This is a genomic window from Terribacillus sp. DMT04, assembly GCF_019056395.1.
In the GTDB taxonomy this organism is placed as follows: Bacteria; Bacillota; Bacilli; order Bacillales; family Amphibacillaceae; genus Terribacillus; species Terribacillus aidingensis_A.
The window spans coordinates 1,129,562-1,150,119 of sequence record NZ_CP077639.1 but is presented as its reverse complement, the minus strand read 5'-3'; the positions used below and the strand labels follow the sequence as shown (position 1 = coordinate 1,150,119).

23 protein-coding genes, 1 tRNA gene and 1 pseudogene are annotated in these 20,558 nt (G+C 42.3%); 13 read left to right on the top strand and 12 right to left on the bottom strand.

Annotation, left to right across the window (positions count from 1 at the left end; translation table 11 throughout):
* Positions 1-11 precede the first annotated feature (11 nt).
* From KS242_RS06180 to KS242_RS06145, 8 genes are all read right to left on the bottom strand, one after another.
* Positions 12-794, bottom strand: coding sequence for a head maturation protease, ClpP-related (locus tag KS242_RS06180; protein WP_217323475.1), 783 nt, complete (start codon positions 792-794; stop codon positions 12-14).
* Positions 787-1,950, bottom strand: a complete 1,164-nt coding sequence (locus tag KS242_RS06175) for a phage portal protein (RefSeq protein ID WP_305852602.1) — start codon at positions 1,948-1,950, stop codon at positions 787-789. Before KS242_RS06175 ends, KS242_RS06180 begins: the two co-directional genes overlap by 8 nt.
* A 16-nt stretch (positions 1,951-1,966) precedes the next feature.
* Positions 1,967-3,601, bottom strand: coding sequence for a terminase TerL endonuclease subunit (locus KS242_RS06170; protein ID WP_217323474.1), 1,635 nt, complete (start codon positions 3,599-3,601; stop codon positions 1,967-1,969).
* Positions 3,598-3,969, bottom strand: coding sequence for a hypothetical protein (locus tag KS242_RS06165; RefSeq protein ID WP_217323473.1), 372 nt, complete (start codon positions 3,967-3,969; stop codon positions 3,598-3,600). The genes KS242_RS06170 and KS242_RS06165 overlap by 4 nt, the downstream gene beginning before the upstream one ends.
* Positions 3,970-4,090: 121 nt before the next feature.
* Positions 4,091-4,528 (bottom strand): hypothetical protein, encoded by a 438-nt coding sequence (locus tag KS242_RS06160; RefSeq protein WP_217323472.1) that lies wholly within the window; start codon positions 4,526-4,528, stop codon positions 4,091-4,093.
* The gene (locus KS242_RS06155; RefSeq protein ID WP_217324084.1) at positions 4,515-4,823 is read right to left on the bottom strand and encodes an HNH endonuclease; all 309 of its coding nucleotides are present in this window, start codon (positions 4,821-4,823) and stop codon (positions 4,515-4,517) included. Before KS242_RS06155 ends, KS242_RS06160 begins: the two co-directional genes overlap by 14 nt.
* Complete coding sequence (locus KS242_RS06150; protein WP_217323471.1) at positions 4,813-5,298, bottom strand: hypothetical protein; 486 nt, start codon at positions 5,296-5,298, stop codon at positions 4,813-4,815. The genes KS242_RS06155 and KS242_RS06150 overlap by 11 nt, the downstream gene beginning before the upstream one ends.
* Before the next feature lies 1 nt (position 5,299).
* On the bottom strand, positions 5,300-5,440 hold the full coding sequence (locus KS242_RS06145) for a hypothetical protein (protein WP_217323470.1): 141 nt from the start codon (positions 5,438-5,440) through the stop codon (positions 5,300-5,302).
* Between the two features lie 605 nt (positions 5,441-6,045).
* Here KS242_RS06145 and KS242_RS06140 point away from each other — a divergent pair.
* Together KS242_RS06140 and KS242_RS06135 are read left to right on the top strand one after the other, a co-directional pair.
* Positions 6,046-6,252 (top strand): helix-turn-helix domain-containing protein, encoded by a 207-nt coding sequence (locus KS242_RS06140; RefSeq protein ID WP_217323469.1) that lies wholly within the window; start codon positions 6,046-6,048, stop codon positions 6,250-6,252.
* Positions 6,252-7,373, top strand: coding sequence for a site-specific integrase (locus tag KS242_RS06135; RefSeq protein WP_217323468.1), 1,122 nt, complete (start codon positions 6,252-6,254; stop codon positions 7,371-7,373). The genes KS242_RS06140 and KS242_RS06135 overlap by 1 nt, the downstream gene beginning before the upstream one ends.
* A 107-nt stretch (positions 7,374-7,480) precedes the next feature.
* Here KS242_RS06135 and KS242_RS06130 read toward each other — a convergent pair.
* Positions 7,481-7,553: transfer RNA gene (locus KS242_RS06130), tRNA-Val, on the bottom strand.
* Positions 7,554-7,739: 186 nt separating this feature from the next.
* Here KS242_RS06130 and KS242_RS06125 point away from each other — a divergent pair.
* The 3 genes from KS242_RS06125 to KS242_RS06115 all read left to right on the top strand — a co-directional run bounded on the left by KS242_RS06125 (position 7,740) and on the right by KS242_RS06115 (position 10,624).
* Positions 7,740-8,594: a TetR/AcrR family transcriptional regulator gene (locus tag KS242_RS06125; RefSeq protein WP_217323467.1), complete on the top strand. Its 855-nt coding sequence runs from the start codon at positions 7,740-7,742 to the stop codon at positions 8,592-8,594.
* A 13-nt stretch (positions 8,595-8,607) separates the two neighbouring features.
* Positions 8,608-10,041 (top strand): MDR family MFS transporter, encoded by a 1,434-nt coding sequence (locus tag KS242_RS06120; RefSeq protein ID WP_217323466.1) that lies wholly within the window; start codon positions 8,608-8,610, stop codon positions 10,039-10,041.
* A 121-nt stretch (positions 10,042-10,162) separates the two neighbouring features.
* The gene (locus KS242_RS06115; protein ID WP_217323465.1) at positions 10,163-10,624 is read left to right on the top strand and encodes a hypothetical protein; all 462 of its coding nucleotides are present in this window, start codon (positions 10,163-10,165) and stop codon (positions 10,622-10,624) included.
* 56 nt (positions 10,625-10,680) lie between these two features.
* Here KS242_RS06115 and KS242_RS06110 read toward each other — a convergent pair whose 3' ends face one another.
* Positions 10,681-11,937 (bottom strand): DUF5068 domain-containing protein, encoded by a 1,257-nt coding sequence (locus tag KS242_RS06110; RefSeq protein WP_254391824.1) that lies wholly within the window; start codon positions 11,935-11,937, stop codon positions 10,681-10,683.
* 573 nt (positions 11,938-12,510) lie between these two features.
* Here KS242_RS06110 and pgaC point away from each other — a divergent pair.
* From pgaC to KS242_RS06095, 3 genes are read left to right on the top strand one after another with little or no spacing between them, the layout of a single operon-like run.
* Positions 12,511-13,761 carry a poly-beta-1,6-N-acetyl-D-glucosamine synthase gene (gene pgaC / locus KS242_RS06105; protein WP_254391823.1) on the top strand — a complete coding sequence of 417 codons (1,251 nt, stop codon included), beginning with the start codon at positions 12,511-12,513 and terminating at the stop codon, positions 13,759-13,761.
* Positions 13,722-14,171, top strand: coding sequence for a poly-beta-1,6-N-acetyl-D-glucosamine biosynthesis protein PgaD (pgaD, locus tag KS242_RS06100; protein WP_217323463.1), 450 nt, complete (start codon positions 13,722-13,724; stop codon positions 14,169-14,171). Before pgaC ends, pgaD begins: the two co-directional genes overlap by 40 nt.
* On the top strand, positions 14,168-15,037 hold the full coding sequence (locus KS242_RS06095; protein ID WP_217323462.1) for a polysaccharide deacetylase family protein: 870 nt from the start codon (positions 14,168-14,170) through the stop codon (positions 15,035-15,037). Before pgaD ends, KS242_RS06095 begins: the two co-directional genes overlap by 4 nt.
* A 12-nt stretch (positions 15,038-15,049) precedes the next feature.
* On the opposite strand, the gene fosX is transcribed toward KS242_RS06095, so the two are convergent.
* A complete protein-coding gene (gene fosX / locus KS242_RS06090; protein WP_217324082.1) occupies positions 15,050-15,454 on the bottom strand; it encodes a FosX/FosE/FosI family fosfomycin resistance hydrolase in 405 nt (134 codons plus the stop codon).
* 1 nt (position 15,455) lies between these two features.
* Positions 15,456-16,037 carry an HD domain-containing protein gene (locus tag KS242_RS06085; RefSeq protein WP_217323461.1) on the bottom strand — a complete coding sequence of 194 codons (582 nt, stop codon included), beginning with the start codon at positions 16,035-16,037 and terminating at the stop codon, positions 15,456-15,458.
* 197 nt (positions 16,038-16,234) lie between these two features.
* On the opposite strand from KS242_RS06085, the pseudogene KS242_RS06080 reads away from it, so the two are divergent.
* From KS242_RS06080 to KS242_RS06060, 5 genes and pseudogenes are all read left to right on the top strand, one after another.
* Positions 16,235-17,170 (top strand): annotated as a pseudogene (locus KS242_RS06080) (metal ABC transporter solute-binding protein, Zn/Mn family).
* Positions 17,171-17,181: 11 nt separating this feature from the next.
* Positions 17,182-17,928 carry a metal ABC transporter ATP-binding protein gene (locus KS242_RS06075; protein WP_217323460.1) on the top strand — a complete coding sequence of 249 codons (747 nt, stop codon included), beginning with the start codon at positions 17,182-17,184 and terminating at the stop codon, positions 17,926-17,928.
* Between the two features lie 4 nt (positions 17,929-17,932).
* Positions 17,933-18,841, top strand: a complete 909-nt coding sequence (locus tag KS242_RS06070) for a metal ABC transporter permease (protein ID WP_217323459.1) — start codon at positions 17,933-17,935, stop codon at positions 18,839-18,841.
* Entirely contained in the window at positions 18,838-19,704 is an 867-nt protein-coding gene (locus tag KS242_RS06065) for a metal ABC transporter permease (protein WP_217323458.1), read from the top strand. Before KS242_RS06070 ends, KS242_RS06065 begins: the two co-directional genes overlap by 4 nt.
* A 93-nt stretch (positions 19,705-19,797) precedes the next feature.
* Positions 19,798-20,523 (top strand): alpha/beta hydrolase, encoded by a 726-nt coding sequence (locus KS242_RS06060; protein ID WP_217323457.1) that lies wholly within the window; start codon positions 19,798-19,800, stop codon positions 20,521-20,523.
* Positions 20,524-20,558: the final 35 nt, after the last annotated feature.

The window sequence follows — 20,558 nt, the reverse complement described above, 5'->3', positions numbered from 1 at the left end:
GTTTTGCCCTCCTATAATTTCAATTTCAAAAAGAGACTAGCCACGTTCTGCACAGAAATTTCTTCCGCAGGTTCAGCGTTAGTCTCCTTGGGTTTATTTTTATTTGTTTGTGCTGCCATTCCATATTTTGCGAGTAGCTTTTCCTTGCTGTTCTCATATTCATCTGGTTGTTCTTCCGGATTATCTGCTTCATCTTCGAGCTCTGGAATTTCGATTTCATCACTGACTGTATCAGCTAAACCAAAAGCCACAGCCTCCTCAGCAGTCAGCCAAGTTTCGTCATCCAGCAGCTGCTCCAGTTCACCATCTTCTCCGATGAAACGTTTCTTATAGGAAGCTGCTAATGCTGTGTCAATCTTACGTAGGTCTCTCGCAGTCTTCTCGAATGCTGCTGCATTTCCCCATTCAATTGTTGATGCTCTATGAATCATTAGCATTGTGTTCTCAGGCATAATGATTTCATCGCCTGCCATTGCAATTACAGATGCTGCAGATGCCGCGAAGCCATCAACATGTACGACAATTTTCGCTTTGTGATTTTTTAGAAGCGTTCCAATCGCCACACCATCGAAAGCCGAACCACCCGGTGAATTGATATGCACATGAATGACATCGGCCTTAGTATTGGTGAGCTGCTGCTGCATGCTTTTTGCGCTTGTACCGCTCCATGACCAGCTGCTTATTGGACCATAAATATATAAACGAGCTTCCTTGCTGTCGGTATTTGCTTCAAATCGAACATCAGATTTTTTTGTCATCATATTAATGAGCTGTTCCTTGAGCTCTTTACTCATCTTCTTCCTCACCTCCTTCACTTGATGTGCCGATTTTATCAATGGACTCATAGTTCTTCGTCATTACATACTCGTCCATCTTTGGATCATCCACCATTTCATCACCCACCTTGTCGCGCAACTCATTTCGATTCCATCCGCCAGAAGCGATAAGCTTGTCTATACTGTTGGCCAAATCAAAGATATTACTGTACGTCGGCGTGCGTATCTCCAAATGTTCACCGCGAAGGAATGCACGACGATCAATGACGGTATAATTAAGCGCATCACTAACGTTTTTCGCTAGTGGTTTTATGCAGAAAACCATGTAATTCCGCGTAGGTTTCTCCAAATCTTTTGTGTCACCTTTCAGCATGACTACTGGAATGCCTAGAGCCGCTGCCAATTGCGACATAAAGCCATCCGTAATCTTATTAATCTCGTCTACACTTGGGCCGACTGCATTATCTTTCTGGTGCTCTTTGTAATCAAAACCTTTTTGCTGAGGTATCAAGGCAACAGCCTTATCCCGAACGCCCCCGTAGACACGATCAATGAAATTCTGTACTTTTTTCAATATCTGTTCGGCAGTACCCGACACACCAGCTGTATCGATGGTGGCTCGAATCTGGTTCTTTCTCATTTGAAATTCCAGTAGCCGACCGAACAAGTCTCCGTAATCGTAAAAAAGCTCATCGATTAATTTCGAGAGCTTTTCATTTGAGTATTGTATATAGATGACCTCGCTCATCAGGAAGCTGCGCTTGAACTCATAATCTTTTACGATGACGTTCTTAAATACATCCTCCATCACCGCATATTCATTCTTAGCGAAAGTATCTGCAATGAGTAAATCGCCTGAATCGCTTTGAACAATCAAGCATTCATTTTCGTATATCAGCTTTCGAACAACCTTTTGCCAAAAGTATGAGGCTGTCATGTTCTTATTTGGTCGAAGGTTCAGCTTGTAATACATTTCATCTTTTATTGTTTTTTTATCTTTCCGGACTCGGAATTCTGATTGGCTAATGGTCCTACTGATTAAACCTATACAGGTTTCAATAGCAACTCTTTTCAGATGTGCCTTATTAGACTTCTCTTCGAAAAGATCAAGATCAAGCATCACATCTACTTCTTCATTTCTTTTAAAAATTCGACCAAGGTCTAAAAATCCCACTTATTCACCCCCTTCGTTAAAATACTAATTCATCTAAGAAAAACTCTTGATCATCTTCGATTACTTCATCAGCCTGCCACAAGGCGTGTATGAACGCCTGAAACCCGTCCGTCTTTCGCCGGTATTCGTCCTTCTTCAGATATTCTTTGTTTCCATCAGCTTTGGTTTTTACAAGCACATTATTCGTGTACCAGCGCATGAGCGGGTTATCACCAAATACAATGTTATGTTTAGCAAATGCTGTTTCCACCCGGGGTGCAAGCAGCGAATGTATTGCGCGAGGGTTCCGGATATAAATAATTTCGAATCCTTCTGCCTCCAGCGCCGATTTCACCAAATCAAGCCTGAAGGTATCTGCTACTATTCTTGATAAGCCGTGGCTTTCACGCATCTCAACAAACCAGTTAACGATATGCTCTATATCAATTACTGGTCCATCTACAACGGTAAGCAGTCCAAGATCTTCCCAATCTCGAATCGGCGCCTGCAGCTCGACTGAATCCAGGAAACCTTTTCGAGCAAACGAGTGTGTCTTCCAGACGTAGTCGCCATCAACGTAGAACAGCAAGCCGACAGCAGCAAAATCCTTTATGCGGCCATAGTCTAAGCCGCCAATACAAGCTCGGTGCTGCAGGTCAGGCATTGGTCTATTAGTGGCTTCGATTTCTTCCCACGTGGCAACTGACTTCTCAAGGTCCACTTCCGGAAAGTTCATTCGCTTCGTGATAAATTCCATGCGGCTGGAAGGGTTCGTTTTCAACTGGCGATACTGGGTCTTAACTTTTCTGAGCAAGCCTTTCGCATATGCCGACATTTCGTACTCGAACATAGGATTTGCCTTGCCCCACTTGTCCGGGTCGTGCATTTCATCGACATTATCGATTCTGCAGATGAACGGGAATAGCGGATCGTCCAACTCTTTGCCTTCAAGAATGTCCATGGCTCTTTGGATTGTTTTATCCAAAAAACCATCACGGACATATCCATCTGAGCCGATGAAGAACTCTCTTGAATTGCGTACCTTCCCGAGTCCAGAAGAAAATACGTTTACAGTATCGAAAGTGGCATAGGAATGAATCTCATCATAAATAACGCAGCCATCACGCAGACCATCCTTTGTACCAGCGTTCGATGTATGGAATTGCAACTCGCTTTTTGTGTCGTATCCCATTATCATGACTTTGGTGCGGTAGAACATATCTTCCAAAACTTCTCTGGACCCGATAGTGTCATAGATTTCCTTAAATGATGTCTTGGCCTGCTTCTCATTATTGGCCACAATAGACACGTTATATTTCGGTATGCCGTGCAGCGGGCTAATAAAGAAGTGTGCCAGGGCGGAGATGAGACCGTTCTTCCCAGCGCCCCTACCCATGAGTAACAAAAATTGCTCATAAAAATTGGCGTCATCTTCCTTGTATAAAAGAAAGGCAAACGCCGAAAAGAATTTCTGAAATGGTTCTAGTGGAAAGTACCATCGTTCAGCAAACTTTATGAAGTTTTCAAGCATGGTTTCGTCAAAGTACAAGTCATCCCGGGTGAGGATGTGTCTCTCCAGATAAGCAATGAGCATTATGCGCTCTTTATTTAGCTCAATCTTGCCCGTCTTCCAGAGTTTAATGTACTCCGTGACATATTTGTTCTGTATCATACCAAGTCTTCCGCAGAGCGCTGTTTCTTAGCTTGTACTTTATCGATATCTACCGGAGCGTTCGGCACCATTGCAAGCAGCTTATCGCATGCTGCAGTGTATCGATTGATCATGGTGTTATAAGATTTCTGGGAGGGGTTCTCCACATGCATCTTTTGTGAACCGTTTACGAATCTGTAAGTTGGCCCTTTGGCTTTTATGTCTTCTTCCAATATGCGAAGAGTGACAGTCATAAAAGCAACCCGCTCGACAAGTACCTGTGCAGCTTCTCGCTTGTTTGATGGCATCTTGCTCAGTGTCACATTCCACTTTTCAATCTCAGCAGCTATTTGTTCATCTTGATTTTTAATCGGATTTTTCTTAGACATTCATGGGTACCCCCCTCCCTCATGCGCCCACGCGCGATAAATCTGGAAAATCGACCCCCTGCCCCGGTTCCCCGGGCATAAAAAAAGCCCAAAACTTTTAGGCGGGGGGTGTCTTGTGTATTTATTTCTCTTCTTTTTCTTCCTGTTCTTCCTGCTTTCCTTTTTTCACAAGACTGATGGAATATTCATCATCCTGAACACGGTAATCAATGTATTCGACGTCATATTCCTGAAACAGATTTAGTACCTTCTCTTTCGATTTATCTTGTACACTCATTTCTTTTCCCTCCACAATAGTAAAATAAATGCCGTCCTCACCTGCAAACAAGTCAATGATTGTATCAACATTAAAAAAGTCTGCCCAATAAACTTGTAGTCCCAATTGTTTCTGTGTATGCAATAAATAACCATTGTCACCAAACACCTTCATTGGTGTCTCTATTGGAAGTCCAAGAACAAACAATGACTTCACATCTTCCTTTGACAAGTGTGGATACCTCATCATCAAATGTTTCTCTGTCACTTCAGATACAATAATGTTTGGTTTACCATCGCTCATCATTCCACTCCTTCCTATCCTTCTTCGTGCCAATGTTATTGAACGTCCTCTTGTGTTCCTTGTTGTGGCAATCGATGCACAATGTCTCAAGGTTATCCAACTCAAGCGCCAGCTTAGGATGATGATAGATCTCTTTAAGATGGTGAACGTTCTGTCCCTTGCTGAACTTACCCTTGCGCTTGCACTGTTGACATTCATGGTTGTCACGCTCTAATGCAACGAGCCTTAACTTTCGCCATGGTCCTGACTTGTAGAACCTTTGCTTCTGCTGCTTTGTCTTGTACTCAGTCGCCATAAACAACAGATATCTCTCTGTCCGTATCTGATTGAGTGTACCTTACTCCTGTTGCAGCATTAGATTCAGATTCTGAATGCCAAGCAATATCTAACTCATGAATACCATCGACCTGTTTCCCTTTGAAAATAATCTTAGGAATAGAATCGATATCATCCAGCTCAATCACCAGCAGCTTCTCTTTCTTGTTAGGACCATACTTATGGATATACTTAGACACTTCAAGTTCGTCCAACTTTCTAGCCTTCTCGATTGCTGCATCCAATTCAGCTGTATCTACTTCGACTTTAATCTGCAAATCGTTGATCGGTTTAGTTTCTGCAGCTGCTTTATATTTGTGAATATAGAACACATCCACCATTGCACCATTGCATACCTCGCACACTATTACTTCTCCATATTTTCCTTTAATGGTTGATCTTGTTGATTTGCAATTTAAACACTCATACCTTATCGAACCAGGATGATCAGTCATCTTAACGCCTCCTTGTATTCCGTATTGCTCCACCCTTACCACGCTTGTAAGTATCACGATTAGTTCCCATCAGTTCCATCCAGTCCTTCCGAGTCATCGGCTTGTCTACTTTCTTAGCAGCTGCAGCCTTTTTATTCTTCATCTCATCCCATCACCTTCTTTTTAAATCTAGTAATCCTGACTAGCAAAAACATTTGCTAGGTAATTTCTTTAAACTTTTCTTTAAACTTTTCTTTAGCGTCTTTGCATTATATGAAGAAACTATTTTTAGGGGTCTCTACGTAGAGCACAGTACTGGACACTACGTAGAGCACAGTACTGGACACTATATAGAGCCCAGTCAAACTGGACACTACGTAGAGCACAGTCACTCATTCGGACGCTGCTATTACACGCCGTTCCATGTCCCAATAAGCTTGTTTCCTCTGCTCAAATGGGAGTTTCAAATAACAATCGGTGCAGATGATATTGCCGTAATACTGAATCATTGTCCGGTAACTGGACTCACATCTGGTACAGTTCATTTCTTCCTCCATAAAAAAAGCCAGCCAAGTATCTCTTGGCCGACTGTCGATAATACAAATATACAAGGAAATAAACATAACAACTTGTACTTGATTAGATAAAAACAAGAAATATTTTCTATAAAATCCCGTATCTCCCTCTATGTACATGAAACAAACATTTACATATGCAAACATTTAATTTTATAATATGCACATAACGCTATAGAAAGTAGGTCGTTTAATGTCGTTTTCTTATGCACCATTATGGAAACACCTAATTGATTTAGAAGAAACGAAGTCAAAGATGCGCGAAGACTTAGGTATCTCATCTGCCACTTTAGCTAAGATGGGTAGAAATGAATATGTTGCCATGGAAGTGTTGGACAAGGTATGCAGCCATTATCAAATACCAATCGAAGAAGTTATCACCTGGAAGGAAGATAATTAATGCCGGTATACAAAGATGAAAATGCAAAAGCAAATAAATGGTACTATTCATTTAGTTATAAAGATAACGGTAAATACAAAAAGAAACTGAAGCGAGGATTTAAAACTAAGAAAGAAGCAGAAGCAGCTATGACAGAGGCAAAGGACGCTATGAATAAAGGTGTATACGTAGAACCTTCAAAGACATTGTACGCTGAGTTTATGAAGTCCTGGCTTGAAGATAAAGGATTGAACGTTCGTAAGAGTACTTTTCAGACTTATAGTTACTATGTAAATAGCCATATAGTGCCGGCGCTAGGTCATTTGGAGATTAGCAAAATAACTCCGCGTGACATCCAATCATTCTATAACGAAGTGAAAAGTAGCGGCAGCCTTTCTTCTGAAAATCTACGGAAGCTGCATACCGTTATTAATGACTCTCTAAATAAAGCGCAAAAATGGGATATGATCATTCGTAATCCAGCCTCTCTTGTTGATCCACCAAAGGTTAACAAAAAAGAAGTTGAAGTTTGGGATGAGGATGATATTAAAACATTCTTGGATGCTGCTAAGAACTCAAGATACTACGCGGTATTCTTGCTTGCATTAACAACAGGTATGCGTCGTGGCGAAATATTGGGCTTGAGATGGAAAGATATCGATGAGGAAAATGAGACAATCTCAATTGTACAAACAATGGATATGAACGGAGAATTAAATATTGGAGCAAAGACTAGCGCTGGTAACAGGAGGTTGTCTGTCGACAAGAACACTCTCAACCAGGTGCTTAGGTTGAAAGCTATATATAAACAAGAACTAATGGCAAACAGACCTGTTTATAACAGCGAGCATGACTTGGTTATCCGAACAAGCGTTGGAACCCCTCTGTATCCTCGAAATCTTAACCGAGCTTTCTACGCCATGATTAAGAAAAGTGAAGTCAAAAAGATACGGTTCCATGATCTGCGTCATACACATGCCAGCCTCTTATTAAAGCAAGGTGTAAATCCTAAGATTGTGTCAGAACGACTCGGCCATGCAAATGTTCGGATAACACTAGACACGTACAGTCACTTGCTGCCTAACCTGCAAAAAGATACTGTCGCAGAGTTCGGGAAAATGTTCTACGCACAAAACGAATAAGCATTCGTATCAAATTCGTATCAAACATCCTATAAACGAGAAAAACACCACTCTTTTGAAAGTGGTGTTTTTCTTATGAAACGCTTCATATCAACGTTTCTGAGTAGTGATTCCGATTGGACTCGAACCAACGACCCCTACCCTGTCAAGGTAGTGCTCTCCCAGCTGAGCTACGGAATCATTATGTAATGTAACGTCTTGTATTATTTTATTCTAGATGCTGGGGCTTGTCAACGCTTTTAGGAAAAGGGAATTCGGGTACCCTATAGCATATGAATTGACTTTCGATTTTTAGGGGCGTATAGTTCCAATAGTGACCTGACGGTTTTTACAAAACCAATGAGTTTTTTGAGTGAGGGAATGTGGATGGATCGGAAGACAAAAATCATATTGGCTGCGAAACAGAAGTTTGCGGAATTTGGTTTCCAGCAGGTGTCAATGCAGTCGATTGCGGAGGCTTGTAAAATATCAAAAGCTTCTATTTATAAGCTGTTTGATTCCAAGGAGTCACTATTGGATGAGCTACTTCAATATAATCATCAGCAGCTGACAAATATGGCTGCTTTAATTGAGGTTGATAAAAGTTTATCTGATGAAGCGCGGTTTGAGCGTAAGATTGTGTTGGAGATTGAATCTTTTAAAGAAAACAAGCATTTGATTCAGATGTTGATGTTCTCCCCTCCTTTTAAGGAGTCATCTGAATTGCAGCGACATATGAACAATGTGCGGGCTATACTTATGCGATGGCATCAAGAAATGCTTCTCAATCTCTATGGAGAAAAGGTGGAACCACTTAAGTGGGATATGACGCTGAATCTGCTCGGTTTGCTAAACCCTTACTTAAAGATGATGGCGGATGGCGTGATTATCCGTGACCCAGCTGAAGTAGCGCATGAGCTGAAGCTGGTGATGGATGCGATTGTAACAGATAAGCTGCAGCGGGCTCCGCTTTTGGATGAGCAACATATCCAATTGCATTACCATGCAGACTTGCCCGAATCACCTGGTAAAGCTGAGTTAATGCATACAATATTTTTGCAAATCCAGGATGTTACGACGAATACGCTGCAAGATGAAGCTTTGACAGAGGCGGCAGACCATTTAGAAAAAGAATTAGCAAAAGATAAACCAGCCGCCTATCTTGTGGAAGCTTTGCTGACGTACTTAGATCAACAATCATTACTAAAAGAAAGTATCCGATCCATTCGGTTACTCATGTGAAGGAGGAATACATATGGCGGAACAGAATATGCAAATAAACAGAAAAGCGACAGTGACGATCTTTATAATCGGAGCTTTCGTGACGATACTGAACCAAACGTTATTGGTTACAGCGCTTCCTCATATTATGAGTGACTTTGATATTACCGCGGATGAAGGGCAATGGCTGACGACTGCCTTTATGCTGACGAACGGGATTTTAATTCCTATTACGGCCTTCTTAATTGAAAAGTATTCGACCAGAAGGTTATTCTTGTTTGCCATGACAACCTTCAGTATCGGAACACTTGTGGCAGCGGTTGCGCCGGCTTTCAGCGTTCTGCTATTAGCTCGTATTATCCAGGCCATTGGCGCCGGTATTATGATGCCGCTTATGCAGACAGTTTTCTTAACTATCTTCCCTCCCGAAAAACGCGGGACGGCAATGGGAATGTTCGGGCTTGTTATTGCGTTTGCACCGGCAATCGGGCCGACACTTAGCGGTTGGATTGTAGACAGCTTCTCTTGGCATTACTTGTTCTATATTGTACTGCCGATTGCGGTTATTGATTTGATTTTGGCAATTTTCATTATGAAAAATGTAACAACACTCCGTGAATCAAAAATCGATGTGCTGTCTGTCGTGTATTCTTCCATCGGTTTTGGCGGTATTTTATACGGATTCAGTTCTGCTGGTACGAGCGGCTGGGTCAATCTGGAGGTTATGGGCACTCTCGGAATAGGTGCGCTGTCACTTCTCTTATTCATTCTTCGCCAGCTGCAGCTGGAAAGACCATTGTTGGAGTTTAGAGTATTTAAGAATTTTACATTTGCGATTACTACCATCATGGGGATGCTTGTATTCGGTTTAATGATTGGTACAGAAACTATATTGCCGCTGTACACACAGAATTTACGCGATATTAGTGCATTCCATTCCGGTTTAATGTTATTGCCGGGAGCAGTTGTCATGGGCGTGCTGTCTCCATTTGTCGGAGCTATCTTCGACCGGATCGGTGCTAAACCGCTGGCTATTGTAGGCTTCATACTGATGACTGCGACAACTGTTCCGTTCGCTTTCCTAGAGCTGGATACGTCGATTACCTTTATCGTCATCATTTACGCATTACGAATGGCAGGAACAGCACTTGTTATGATGCCGCTCACCACTGCGGGCATTAATGCCTTGCCGAATCATTTGATACCGCATGCGACGGCAATGAACAATACCTTCCGTCAAGTCGGCGGTTCAATTGGTACAGCTATTTTGATTACGATTATGACGAATACGATTAAATACGGTGATTTCACCAACCCTGCGAAAGCACAAGTAACAGGCATGGATGCAGCATTCCTTGCGGCTGTCATCTTGTCAGCCATCGGTTTGGTCTTGTCATTCTTCTTAAAAAAAGGAAACAATACAGGTGGGAAGCAAGCTCAATCAGAAACAGTAAGTACCGAAACTTAATTTTCATTTGAAATAAAGGCAGAAGCAATATCCATAAAATTGCTTCTGCCTTTTCATATCCTCAGTTTTCCTTTATTGTTAAAATTATGATAAATAACAAACAGAATGTATTATAATACTTTTGTACTTTATAACTAGAGTGGAGCAGATTATTATATCTAAAAAAACGAAAAAGCTGCTAGTCACGCTATCACTCGCAGCACTTATTCTCATCGTGATCTTTATCGTTGTGCCTCGTACATCTGTAAGTCACGATAAAACATTAGAAGCAAGTCTTCATGAACAGCTGCAAACAGCGAGTTCTGATACTTTTGATTTTGGAGATCATATTGATTATGAGTGGAAGGAAATTATTATTTTCCCGCCCTACACAGATGAAGCATATATGAAAGAAAAGCTTGGAATGCGATTCCACGATCCAGCAGATATGTCGTTAAGAGATGATCTTGAACTTGTTGTTGTAGTGAAGAATGATGGGACATTCGCATATGCAGAAACAGCTACTCAACACGGTTACTTAGCGCCCCAAGCAAACAGCATTACTCCTGAAAACGATGTAATTGGTATCTCCAAGCCTAGTTAAGCTTACATACTCGACCAACAAAAAACCGATCAGCAGCTGCTGATCGGTTTATCTGTTTACTTAAGCTTAAATTCAGCTTTCTTCCCTTTTGAAACATCTTTTGCATTATCGTCATACAATGGTCCAAGCTCGATATCGAATGCTTTGTTTTTCCAAATCTTATCGTATTGCTCTTTATCCAGCACGTATACTTGGAACAGTTCAGCAGTTCCTCCTGCTGAAGCTATATCGCCGAATTCATGAGGTGACAGCATCCCTTCGTTCATTTGATATTGAGCGCCGTCATTCACATAAAGGTTGGAACGCAGATTGTCTAGTGCGATGTTTGCAGAACCTTTGTTATCCACATTGAATTTCACCGTTAACAGAACGATTCCGTTTTTAAAATTCTCGAATCGAGGTGCTTCCATTTCATTCGGTTTAAATTCAGTGAACTGGTAGCCATCTAATGTGATCGTTGCATCACCAAGCTCTTTGCTTTCTCCAACACCTTCTTTTTGATCAATTATCTGCTTGTCGCCCATATTCTCTATAGAAACTGCATCTTGATAAAATTCCTTATTACTTTCCGTTTTCTTTGCTCCTGCTTCATCAAAGTTGATTGTAAACTTGCCTTTCTTTCCGATTGGGTTGTCGAAAGCATCTGCTTTTGCTTGTGCAGCTGGTACTTCAATTAAAGCAGAACCTTCATTCACTACTGTTTCTAACTCTGCTGTTCCAAACGGATATGCTACAAATCCTGTTACAGATTCACCAGCTTCTATCGCATATTTAGTATCCGGATTTAATTTTTCAAATAACTGCTGGTCTTCCGGAAGAAGTTCTTTATAATCACTGTTATAGACAAGCCCGCTTGAGTAGCTTAAATCAAATCTAGGCATATAGAATACTTCTTTGTCTGAATCATTCTTTACTGTGTATTTAGCCAGAATTACTGCACCGCTTGTTTCATCATCGAAAGGGATGCTGAAATCTGTATGGAAATCTTTAATTCCCACAAACGAATAGGCATCTAGAGAGACGGCTACGCCTTCCATTTCGTGTGTTTGCGGTTCCTTATGTTCATAGAAGACATTAGTTTCTTCCGCATCAGTTGTTGTTTTCATATAATCAATTAGTTCAGGGAATGTTGCCGCTTTTGAATCAGCTTTTGTTTCATCCGTTGATTTATCTTCATTATTTTCACTCGCTGCTGATTTTTCAGCAGAACTTTCCTCTTCGTCTGCGCTGGCTTCCTTACTATCAGACCCACAGCCTCCAATGACAAATACTGCAAGCAGCGCTCCAAGAAGAAGCATCCATTTTTTATTCATTTGTTCATCCTCCATTCAAAACTAATCCAATGGTAACACGTTCAAAATATTTACAATACCAGTAATAAGTAGCAAAAAAAGAAACCTTTTCTGAAGCGAAGAAAGGTATAGTATAAATGACACTCCACCTGAAACAATTATGTACTGCCAGGATTCATAACAGGAAATTAGTACACAAAGAGACGTTGAAAAAGGATTTACAACGCCCGGACTAGATTACTCATTTGATTATTACTATACCTATTTGTCTTCACCTTATGGATAAATAAGGAATTTTTTAATCAAATTTACAAATTAAGAGGATATATTTACTACAGGACTGAATTCCCTTTCACGCAGAAATAGCATATAAAATGACAGCACTGGCTTCTCGTTTATAAAAGTTTAGTCTCACTGCGTGTGTTAGAAGCGTTGCTGTCTAAATTTATCATTCAATCGTAATCGTAAATGATTATAAATACCTAGTTAATTTACTATCACTTACAAAAACTAACAAAATACTTCGTGCTTTTTGTCTTTCCTTCTATTATAATTTGATAACGCAATTGCGAATTAATGAAGGTAGGCAAGAATTTGTTCAATAATATCTTTGTACCAGGGCTTAACGGTATTGCTAGTTTTGTCTTTTGGTACCCATTTGTGATGTCGCTGTTTTGGATTGCCGGTACGCTTGTTTATATTTGGTTTCGAGACAAAGATCAAAAAATTGATTTCGCAAAGGTTGATTGGCCGCTGATCAGTTTCTTAGTTCCGTGTTATAACGAACAAGATACCATAGAAGAAACATTGGATAATCTGCTTGGCTTGGATTATCCACGGAAAGAAATTATTTTAATAAATGATGGCAGCAAAGATAATACAGCAGCCCTTCTAAAAAGGCTCAGTCAAGAACATCCGAGCATTCGGGTTATTCAGTTGTATGAAAACCGCGGAAAAGCGAATGCACTGCACCTTGGAGCACATGCTGCCCGCGGTGAATACCTGCTTTGCTTGGATTCAGATGCCATTCTTGATAACGATGCGCCATACTACTTGATTCATCATTTTCTTCATAAAGGAGAGCGTTTGGGTGCTGTAACGGGAAACCCGCGTATCCGGAATCGTAATACGCTGCTTAGCCGGATGCAGCTGGTGGAGTACTCTTCCATCATTGGAGCAATCAAGCGGACGCAGCGAATTCTAGGTAAAGTAATGACTGTATCTGGAGTTGTTGTGGCCTTTAGAAAACGCGCTTTGCTGGATGTTGGGTTATGGGATCGCGATATGATCACAGAGGATATCGCGGTAAGCTGGAAACTGCAGCAGCGCTTCTGGGATATTCGCTATGAGCCGCGCGCGCTTTGCTGGATGCTTGTACCAGAGAGCCTGAGCGGTATTTGGAAGCAGCGTGTCCGCTGGGCACAAGGCGGCCAAGAAGTCATGCTTCGCCACTGGCGTGTGCTTTTCCGCTGGAATCAGCGCCGTATCTGGATTGTGTATATAGAGCAATGGATTAGCACCTTCTGGGCATTTGCTTGGGTGTTCGTTACGGTTTCCCTTCTGATTACAGCAGATACTTTCCAAGAGATGCTCATTTGGCTAACGTTTACTTCATTTGCACTTGTATTCATGAGTTTGATTCAGCTGTTTATTTCCATACAAATAGATTCAAAGTATGACAAGGTAAAAAGGTTTTACTTATGGGCCTCTTGGTATCCGGCAATCTATTGGATCGTCAATACTGGCGTTGTCATCAGCGCGTTTCCTCGCGCTATTGCATCACGCTATAAAGGAGGCTATGCGACATGGAAAAGCCCAGACCGCGGGATCGGCAGGAACAAGTAATAATTCTCGAAAAACAGCCGCTGCCTCGTTTTCTTGTTAGTCTGTTTTTCACATTACTAATCTGGATTTATAGTGTGTTTGTTGTATGGTTCTTTGCTTCTGCTTTGTTAAATACAAATGACAGATACAGCGGTGTACTAAAAATTGCATTTAAAACTTCAAATGCAGAGGTGCGTACCTTTATGCTAATTGGTGTGAGTATTTTCCTGGCCTTTCTTCTCTATTTTCTATTCTGGCGGACGTATAATAAAAAACGCTTTGGCAATAAGTCCCGCCGCAAACAGCCAATGCCCGTCACGGTAGATGATTTGGAGAAGTTGGAGCTCATGCCGCTGGAAACGATTAAGAAACTACAGGCAAGTAACTACATGGAGTTCCACAAAAATCCAGTGCGGGATCTGGAAAAATGAAAAAGTCCTTGCTATTCCTTGCCGCAGTATGTATTGTCGGATTGATCACCTTTCGTGCCATCCACTTGTATGAGGCTGACGAGGCAGAAGAAACGACCATTGATCATGCGTTAAACAAGGATGGCTGTCTAGGATTGAATTATCATCGTGTGCGGCGGCCGACTGTCTTTAATAAGGCAGTTTCTCTCGTCACACGCTCTGATGAATTAACACGTTACAGTGTTTATACAGATGATTTTGAAAAACAGATACAAAAGCTGAAAGCGCTGGATGCCACATTTATTACACCAGACCAACTCAATCAATATCAAGAGGACGGCCAATTTCCGAATCGTTGTGTGTGGATTAGCTTTGATGATATTGATCGCACTGTTTATGAAAATGCTTTTCCGATTCTGAAGCAAGAAAACGTTCCCTTTACCCTTTATGTCATTGCCGGACATGTTGGTGATAACAACTTCCAGAACTTGCAAATGGCAACTTGGCCGCAGCTGCAGGAAATGGTAGACAGCGGACTGGCTGCAATTGGCTCACATACTTACGATATGCACCGATTAGAAGCCGATAAACCGTTGTTTTTACATGACAAAAATTTTAAGGCGTTTCGAGAAGATTTGGATAAAAGCATTAACACTATCTACGATCAGTTGAACATAACACCAACAACATTTGCTTATCCATATGGCAACACCAATGATGCAGTTGCGCAAGTGGTGAAGGAAGCTGGATTCAAACAAGCTGCTATCCTGGCACCGCAATCCATCACACCGAACGATTATCCATATTATTTAAACCGGATTGTTACGAACCCGGAAACATTTCACGCTGTTATTTTGCCATATTTAGAGGCACAGGAAAAAGGATGAAGCCGCTGCGCTTCATCCTTTTTTGTATGCTGCCAGCCGCTCTTGCAGCGTGCCTGTGTGCAGCTCAAATAGATTATTGTCGTAATCATAAAAATAAATGGATTCTCCTTCTCCGTCCACACGGCTTCGAGAAGGTTTGATTTCCAATCCTGCCTGCTCGATTCTTTTTCTGTACGCTGTCAAACTGGATTTTTCAACCCGAAATGCCACATGATGATATGTTCGGTTTAAGATCTCTTCTGTCTCCATCACAGCAATCCATTGACCGCCTGCTGTGTAAAACTTTTCCCGATACAAAGAATAACGCTGTTCCCCGCTATCATACACCTCTTCAGCTCCCAGTACTTCACGGAAGAACTTGTCTGTCCTATCTAAATCTCTCACAACAAACGTAATGTGACTGATACCGCCGAGCATCTTATCGGACATGCAATTTTGCCTCTGCATCTGCCACAATCGCTTTCCGCAATTCCTCCAGCACCGGATGAAACGCTGTGTGCGGTGACAACAGATAGACCATTTCCTTTTCCACTTCCAGCCATGTATCCATATCGGCTTCGTTATGCTGCAGCTGCGCCTCCAGCTTGTCCAATGCATTCGCTACCTTCGCTTCGAATGTTTCTTTTGCTTCAAATTCCAGCCAAAGCTGTCGTAAATCGCTTCCTGGCGCTTCGTCCAGCATCGTTTCAATATTCTTTATTGCTGCATATTCCGCCAGTCGTTTTTGTTCTTTCCTGTCTGCATCATACAGTGTATCAAAAGCTGGCACATCTCTTGCTTCTGCTTCTACTAAATCATGGATCATAATCATTTTGAGCAGCTTTGCCATATCCATTTGTTCTTCTATATATGGCTCCAGCAAAACAGCCATCAGTCCTACCCGCCACGTGTGCTCTGCCACACTTTCCTGACGTCCGTTTGAAAGCCAGCTGTGACGCATTTCAAATTTCAGTTTCTCGGCAAGGTTTAACACGTTTAAAATTCCTGTGATTGTATTCATTTACATCCCCCCTGTTTCTATATTACCATAATTTTCTTTTTGGTTATGTCGTTATTTGCCTAAAGTAAACTTATTTTCGGAAAGCTTTGTTTTTTGTGAACATGCACTTGACTTTCCTGCGTGCATACTATAGTTTTGCACTAAGGAAACACATGTGTGACTGTCTAATAATCCAATTAAAAAGAGGAGTGTTTTACATGAAAAAGCTGCTTTCTTTTGCTGTCCCTTTGTTGATTATCTTCTTGCTTGCTGGTTGTGGTGCTTCAGAAAATGAATCTGACTCAAGTACTGACGGAGAAAAATTGCAGGTAACGACGACGATTGCGCAAATTGCCGATGCTGCTGAGCAAATCGGCGGTGACCATGTAGAGGTTCAAAGTTTAATGGGACCAGGTATTGATCCGCATTTATACAAAGCAACGCAAAGTGACATGGCAAAACTTCAAGATGCCGATGTTATTCTGTATAACGGTCTGCATTTGGAAGGACAAATGCTGGAAGTGTTTGAAAGTATGCAGGATAAAACGCCTACAGTTGCGATTGGTGACAGCATAGACAGCTCTCTTCTATTGTCAGATGAAGCAGATGCCAATTTAGCAGATCCGCATATCTGGTTTGATATTGCTATTTGGAAAGATGCCATTCGCAATATTACCGAATCTTTTGCGGAAGAAGATGCTGCTAACAAAGCAGATTATGAAGCAAACGAAGCGGCCTATTTTTAGGAGCTGGATGAACTGCAGCGTTATGCGGAAGAACAAATGGCATCTGTTCCGGATGAACAGCGCGTACTCGTCACTGCACACGATGCCTTCAACTACTTTGGCGAAGCATACGATATGGAAGTAATGGGACTGCAAGGGCTCTCTACTGACTCTGAATATGGTTTGGCTGATATTCAGAAATTAGTAGATACATTGACCGAACGAAATATTGGCGCTGTGTTTGTGGAATCTAGTATTTCCGAGAAATCAATCAACGCCGTTATTGATGGTGCAAAGGAAGCTGGTCATGAAGTGGAAAATGGCGGGGAGTTATACTCCGATGCCATGGGGGAAGCTGATACAGAAGAAGGTACGTATATCGGAATGTATCGCCACAATGTCGACACGATTGCAGAAGCATTAAAATAGGAGGATGACAAATGCATGCGTTGGAAGTGAAGGATTTGCAGGTGGCATACGATAAGAAAGCTGTGTTGGAACATGTTAATGTGATCGTTCCGAAAGGCAGTCTGACTGCCATTGTTGGACCGAACGGCGCCGGCAAATCAACCTTAATAAAAGCAATTCTTGGTATGCTGAAACGCTCTTCAGGCCATATTTCTGTACTCGGCAAACCTTACAGTCCAAAAAACCGCAACGTAGGCTATGTACCGCAGCGCGGATCGGTGGACTGGGATTTTCCGACAAACAGTTTGGATGTCGTTTTGATGGGCCGCTATGCACATATCGGCTGGTTCAAGCGACCTTCCAAACAAGATGTCTTACTAGCAAAAGAAGCTTTGCAAAAGCTCGGTATGGAGTCCTATGCAACGAGACAAATCCGCCAGCTTTCCGGCGGACAGCAGCAGCGGGTATTCCTAGCTCGAGCACTCGTACAAGATGCAGATGTATACTTTATGGATGAACCATTTGTCGGCGTAGATGCCAAAACAGAAAATGCGATCATTGATTTGCTGCGAGAACTGCAGCAAAAAGGCAAAACAGTTATCGTCGTCCATCATGATTTACAAACCGTACCGGAGTATTTTGACCGTACGCTCCTCCTTAATAGAACAGTCATTGCCAATGGTCCGACTGAACATGTGTTCACAAAGGATTTATTGCAAAAAACATACGGCGGCGCACTGGCTTTCTTCACAGCACCAGGCGACCGGATAAGCGGGTGACAAAATGATTCAGGATGTAGTTGATAGCCTGCTGCATGAGCCGAATACCCAGTGGGTCGTGTTGAGTACGATGCTGCTTGGAATTTCCAGCGGCGTTCTTGGCTGCTTTGCTTTATTAAAGAAACAAAGTTTAATTGGAGATGCGGTGGCACATGCCGCACTCCCAGGTATCTGCATGGCTTATATGCTGGCAGGTGAGAAACTGCTGCTTGTGCTTCTGATAGGTGCCACAGCTACGGGTCTATTGGCGACTTATCTGATTCAGCTGATTACAGCAACAACAAGAATCAAGAAAGATGCCGCCATCTGTATGGTATTAAGTGTTTTTTTCGGCGTTGGTATAGTTCTTCTATCGCGAATTACACAGCAAGCAGAAGGCAATAAAAGCGGCTTAGATCACTTTATTTTTGGGCAGGCAGCAGCAATGACACGCTTTGATGTCTATACGATGGCAGGTGTTGCTGCAGGGTTGATATTCATCTCCTGCCTTCTATTTAAAGAATGGAAATTACTTATTTTTGATGCTGATTTTGCTAAAAATAGCGGGATGCCTATCGGTTTGCTGGAGACCCTCTTCTCCACACTGCTTGTGATGACTGTCGTTATCGGTATTCAAGGTGTGGGAGTTATTTTGATGGCCGCCCTGCTCATTATCCCTGCTATTAGTGCACGCTTCTGGACAGATCAGCTTGGCTGGATGGTCGTCGTTTCCGGCGCTATTGGAGCAGCTTCAGGTGCAGCCGGCGCATTAATTAGCACGATTCGAACTGGTTTGGCAACTGGTCCCCTCATTGTTGTGACAGCTGCCGCTTTCTTTGGTGTCTCGTTTATCTTTGGACGCAAACGAAGCCTTGTCCAAAAACTGACCGCCCATCGCATTGGTACAAAACATGTGAAGGAGGAAAGTGCATGACGTACGAAGGCTGGATTCTGCTTACAGCTTGTTTGGTCGGGATAAGCTGCGGTACGGTTGGCTGCTTCTTAATCATCAGACGGATGACGATGCTGGCTGATGCCATCAGCCATAGTGTCCTGCTTGGTATTGTTCTCACCTTTCTTATAGCAAACAGTTTGGATGGCATGTATATGCTGATTGGCGCAGCCGTTATTGGTTTCGTTACAACGTTTGCTATACAATCGCTTCATCAGGCAGGTGTTCAAGAAGACGCGAGTATTGGTATTGTTTTCACTACTTTCTTTGCTATCGGTGTTATTCTACTCTCGTTATTCGCAAAAGATGTTCACCTGGATGTGGAGCATGCGCTCATGGGAGAAATCGCCTTTCTTCCGTTCAATACACACATGCTTCTCGGTTTTGAGATTCCGAAAGCAACTAGCATGCTGCTCGCCATTACTGTCTTTACCTTGGTGGTTATCACGCTATTTTATAAAGAATTAAAAATCACGTCGTTTGATGCGGCACTTGCTTTGACACTCGGTCTTCCTGTTACGTTGATTCATTACCTGCTCATGGGGCTTGTCAGCATCACAGCTGTCGGTTCATTTGATGCAGTTGGCGCTATTCTCGTCGTGAGTATGCTTGTCGTGCCTGGTGTAAGTGCCTATCTGCTCACTGACCGATTGTCGTTCATGCTGCTCTACAGCTGCGTTTTCGGAATTGCCAGTGCTGTGTTCGGCTATTATGGCGCTGTGTGGCTCGATGTTTCCATTTCTGGAGCCATGAGTACAGCAGGAGGCATCTTATTTTTATTGACATGGATCTTCTCCCCTCGCTATGGCTTGCTGCGACGGTTTACCGCATTGGCTTCCTCTTAAGCAAATGGCACTTGCCATTTGCTTTTTTCATTCGTCTGGCTGTCATTCATGTTAAAATGACAGCATAACCCTTCACAAAGCGAGGTTTAACAGATGAAACGTAACGGAAAAATGGAAAGCGTCACTATAGACAGTATATTTTTAGACGAAAGCTTGGAAGTACGCTGGTATAAACCAGAAACATTTTCTCCTTTGTATAAGCATCAGTTATGTATCATGCAAGATGGCAATGATTACTTTCAAATGGGGCGAATAGCAACATTAAGCGATCAGCTTCATAGCGAAGAGAAAATCCAAAATACCGTATTCGCAGGTATTCATTATCGCGATCGCTACGACCGGATTGATAAGTACTATCCGTCAGGCAAGAAACACGAGGCATATCTGCAATTTCTTCTGCACGAGGTACTGCCGCTGCTTGAGGATGACCTGCCGACATTACATATGGGTGCAACTAGAACACTAATGGGTGATTCGTTAGCCGGCACATTCTCCCTTCTTGCTGCTATGCGCTTTCCGCATACGTTTGGCAGTGTAGTCATGCAGTCCCCTCTCGTTGATGACACCGTTATGCAGGAAGTAAAGACTGCCAGACAGTTAGATAGTCTTTCTATTTATCATACAATTGGAACAAAAGAGACTGCTGTTCCGACTTCCTTTGAAAAAGAGATGGACTTTGTAGGACCTAATCGTGATTTACAAGCATATTTTCAGTCCCAGGCTGTCGATTATACGTATCGAGAGCTAGACGATGCGGAACATACATGGAAGTATTGGCAGCATGATATGAAACAAGTGCTGATTGATGTCTTTGGGTGACTGGAACATCGCATACAGCACAGGGGGAACTTTGG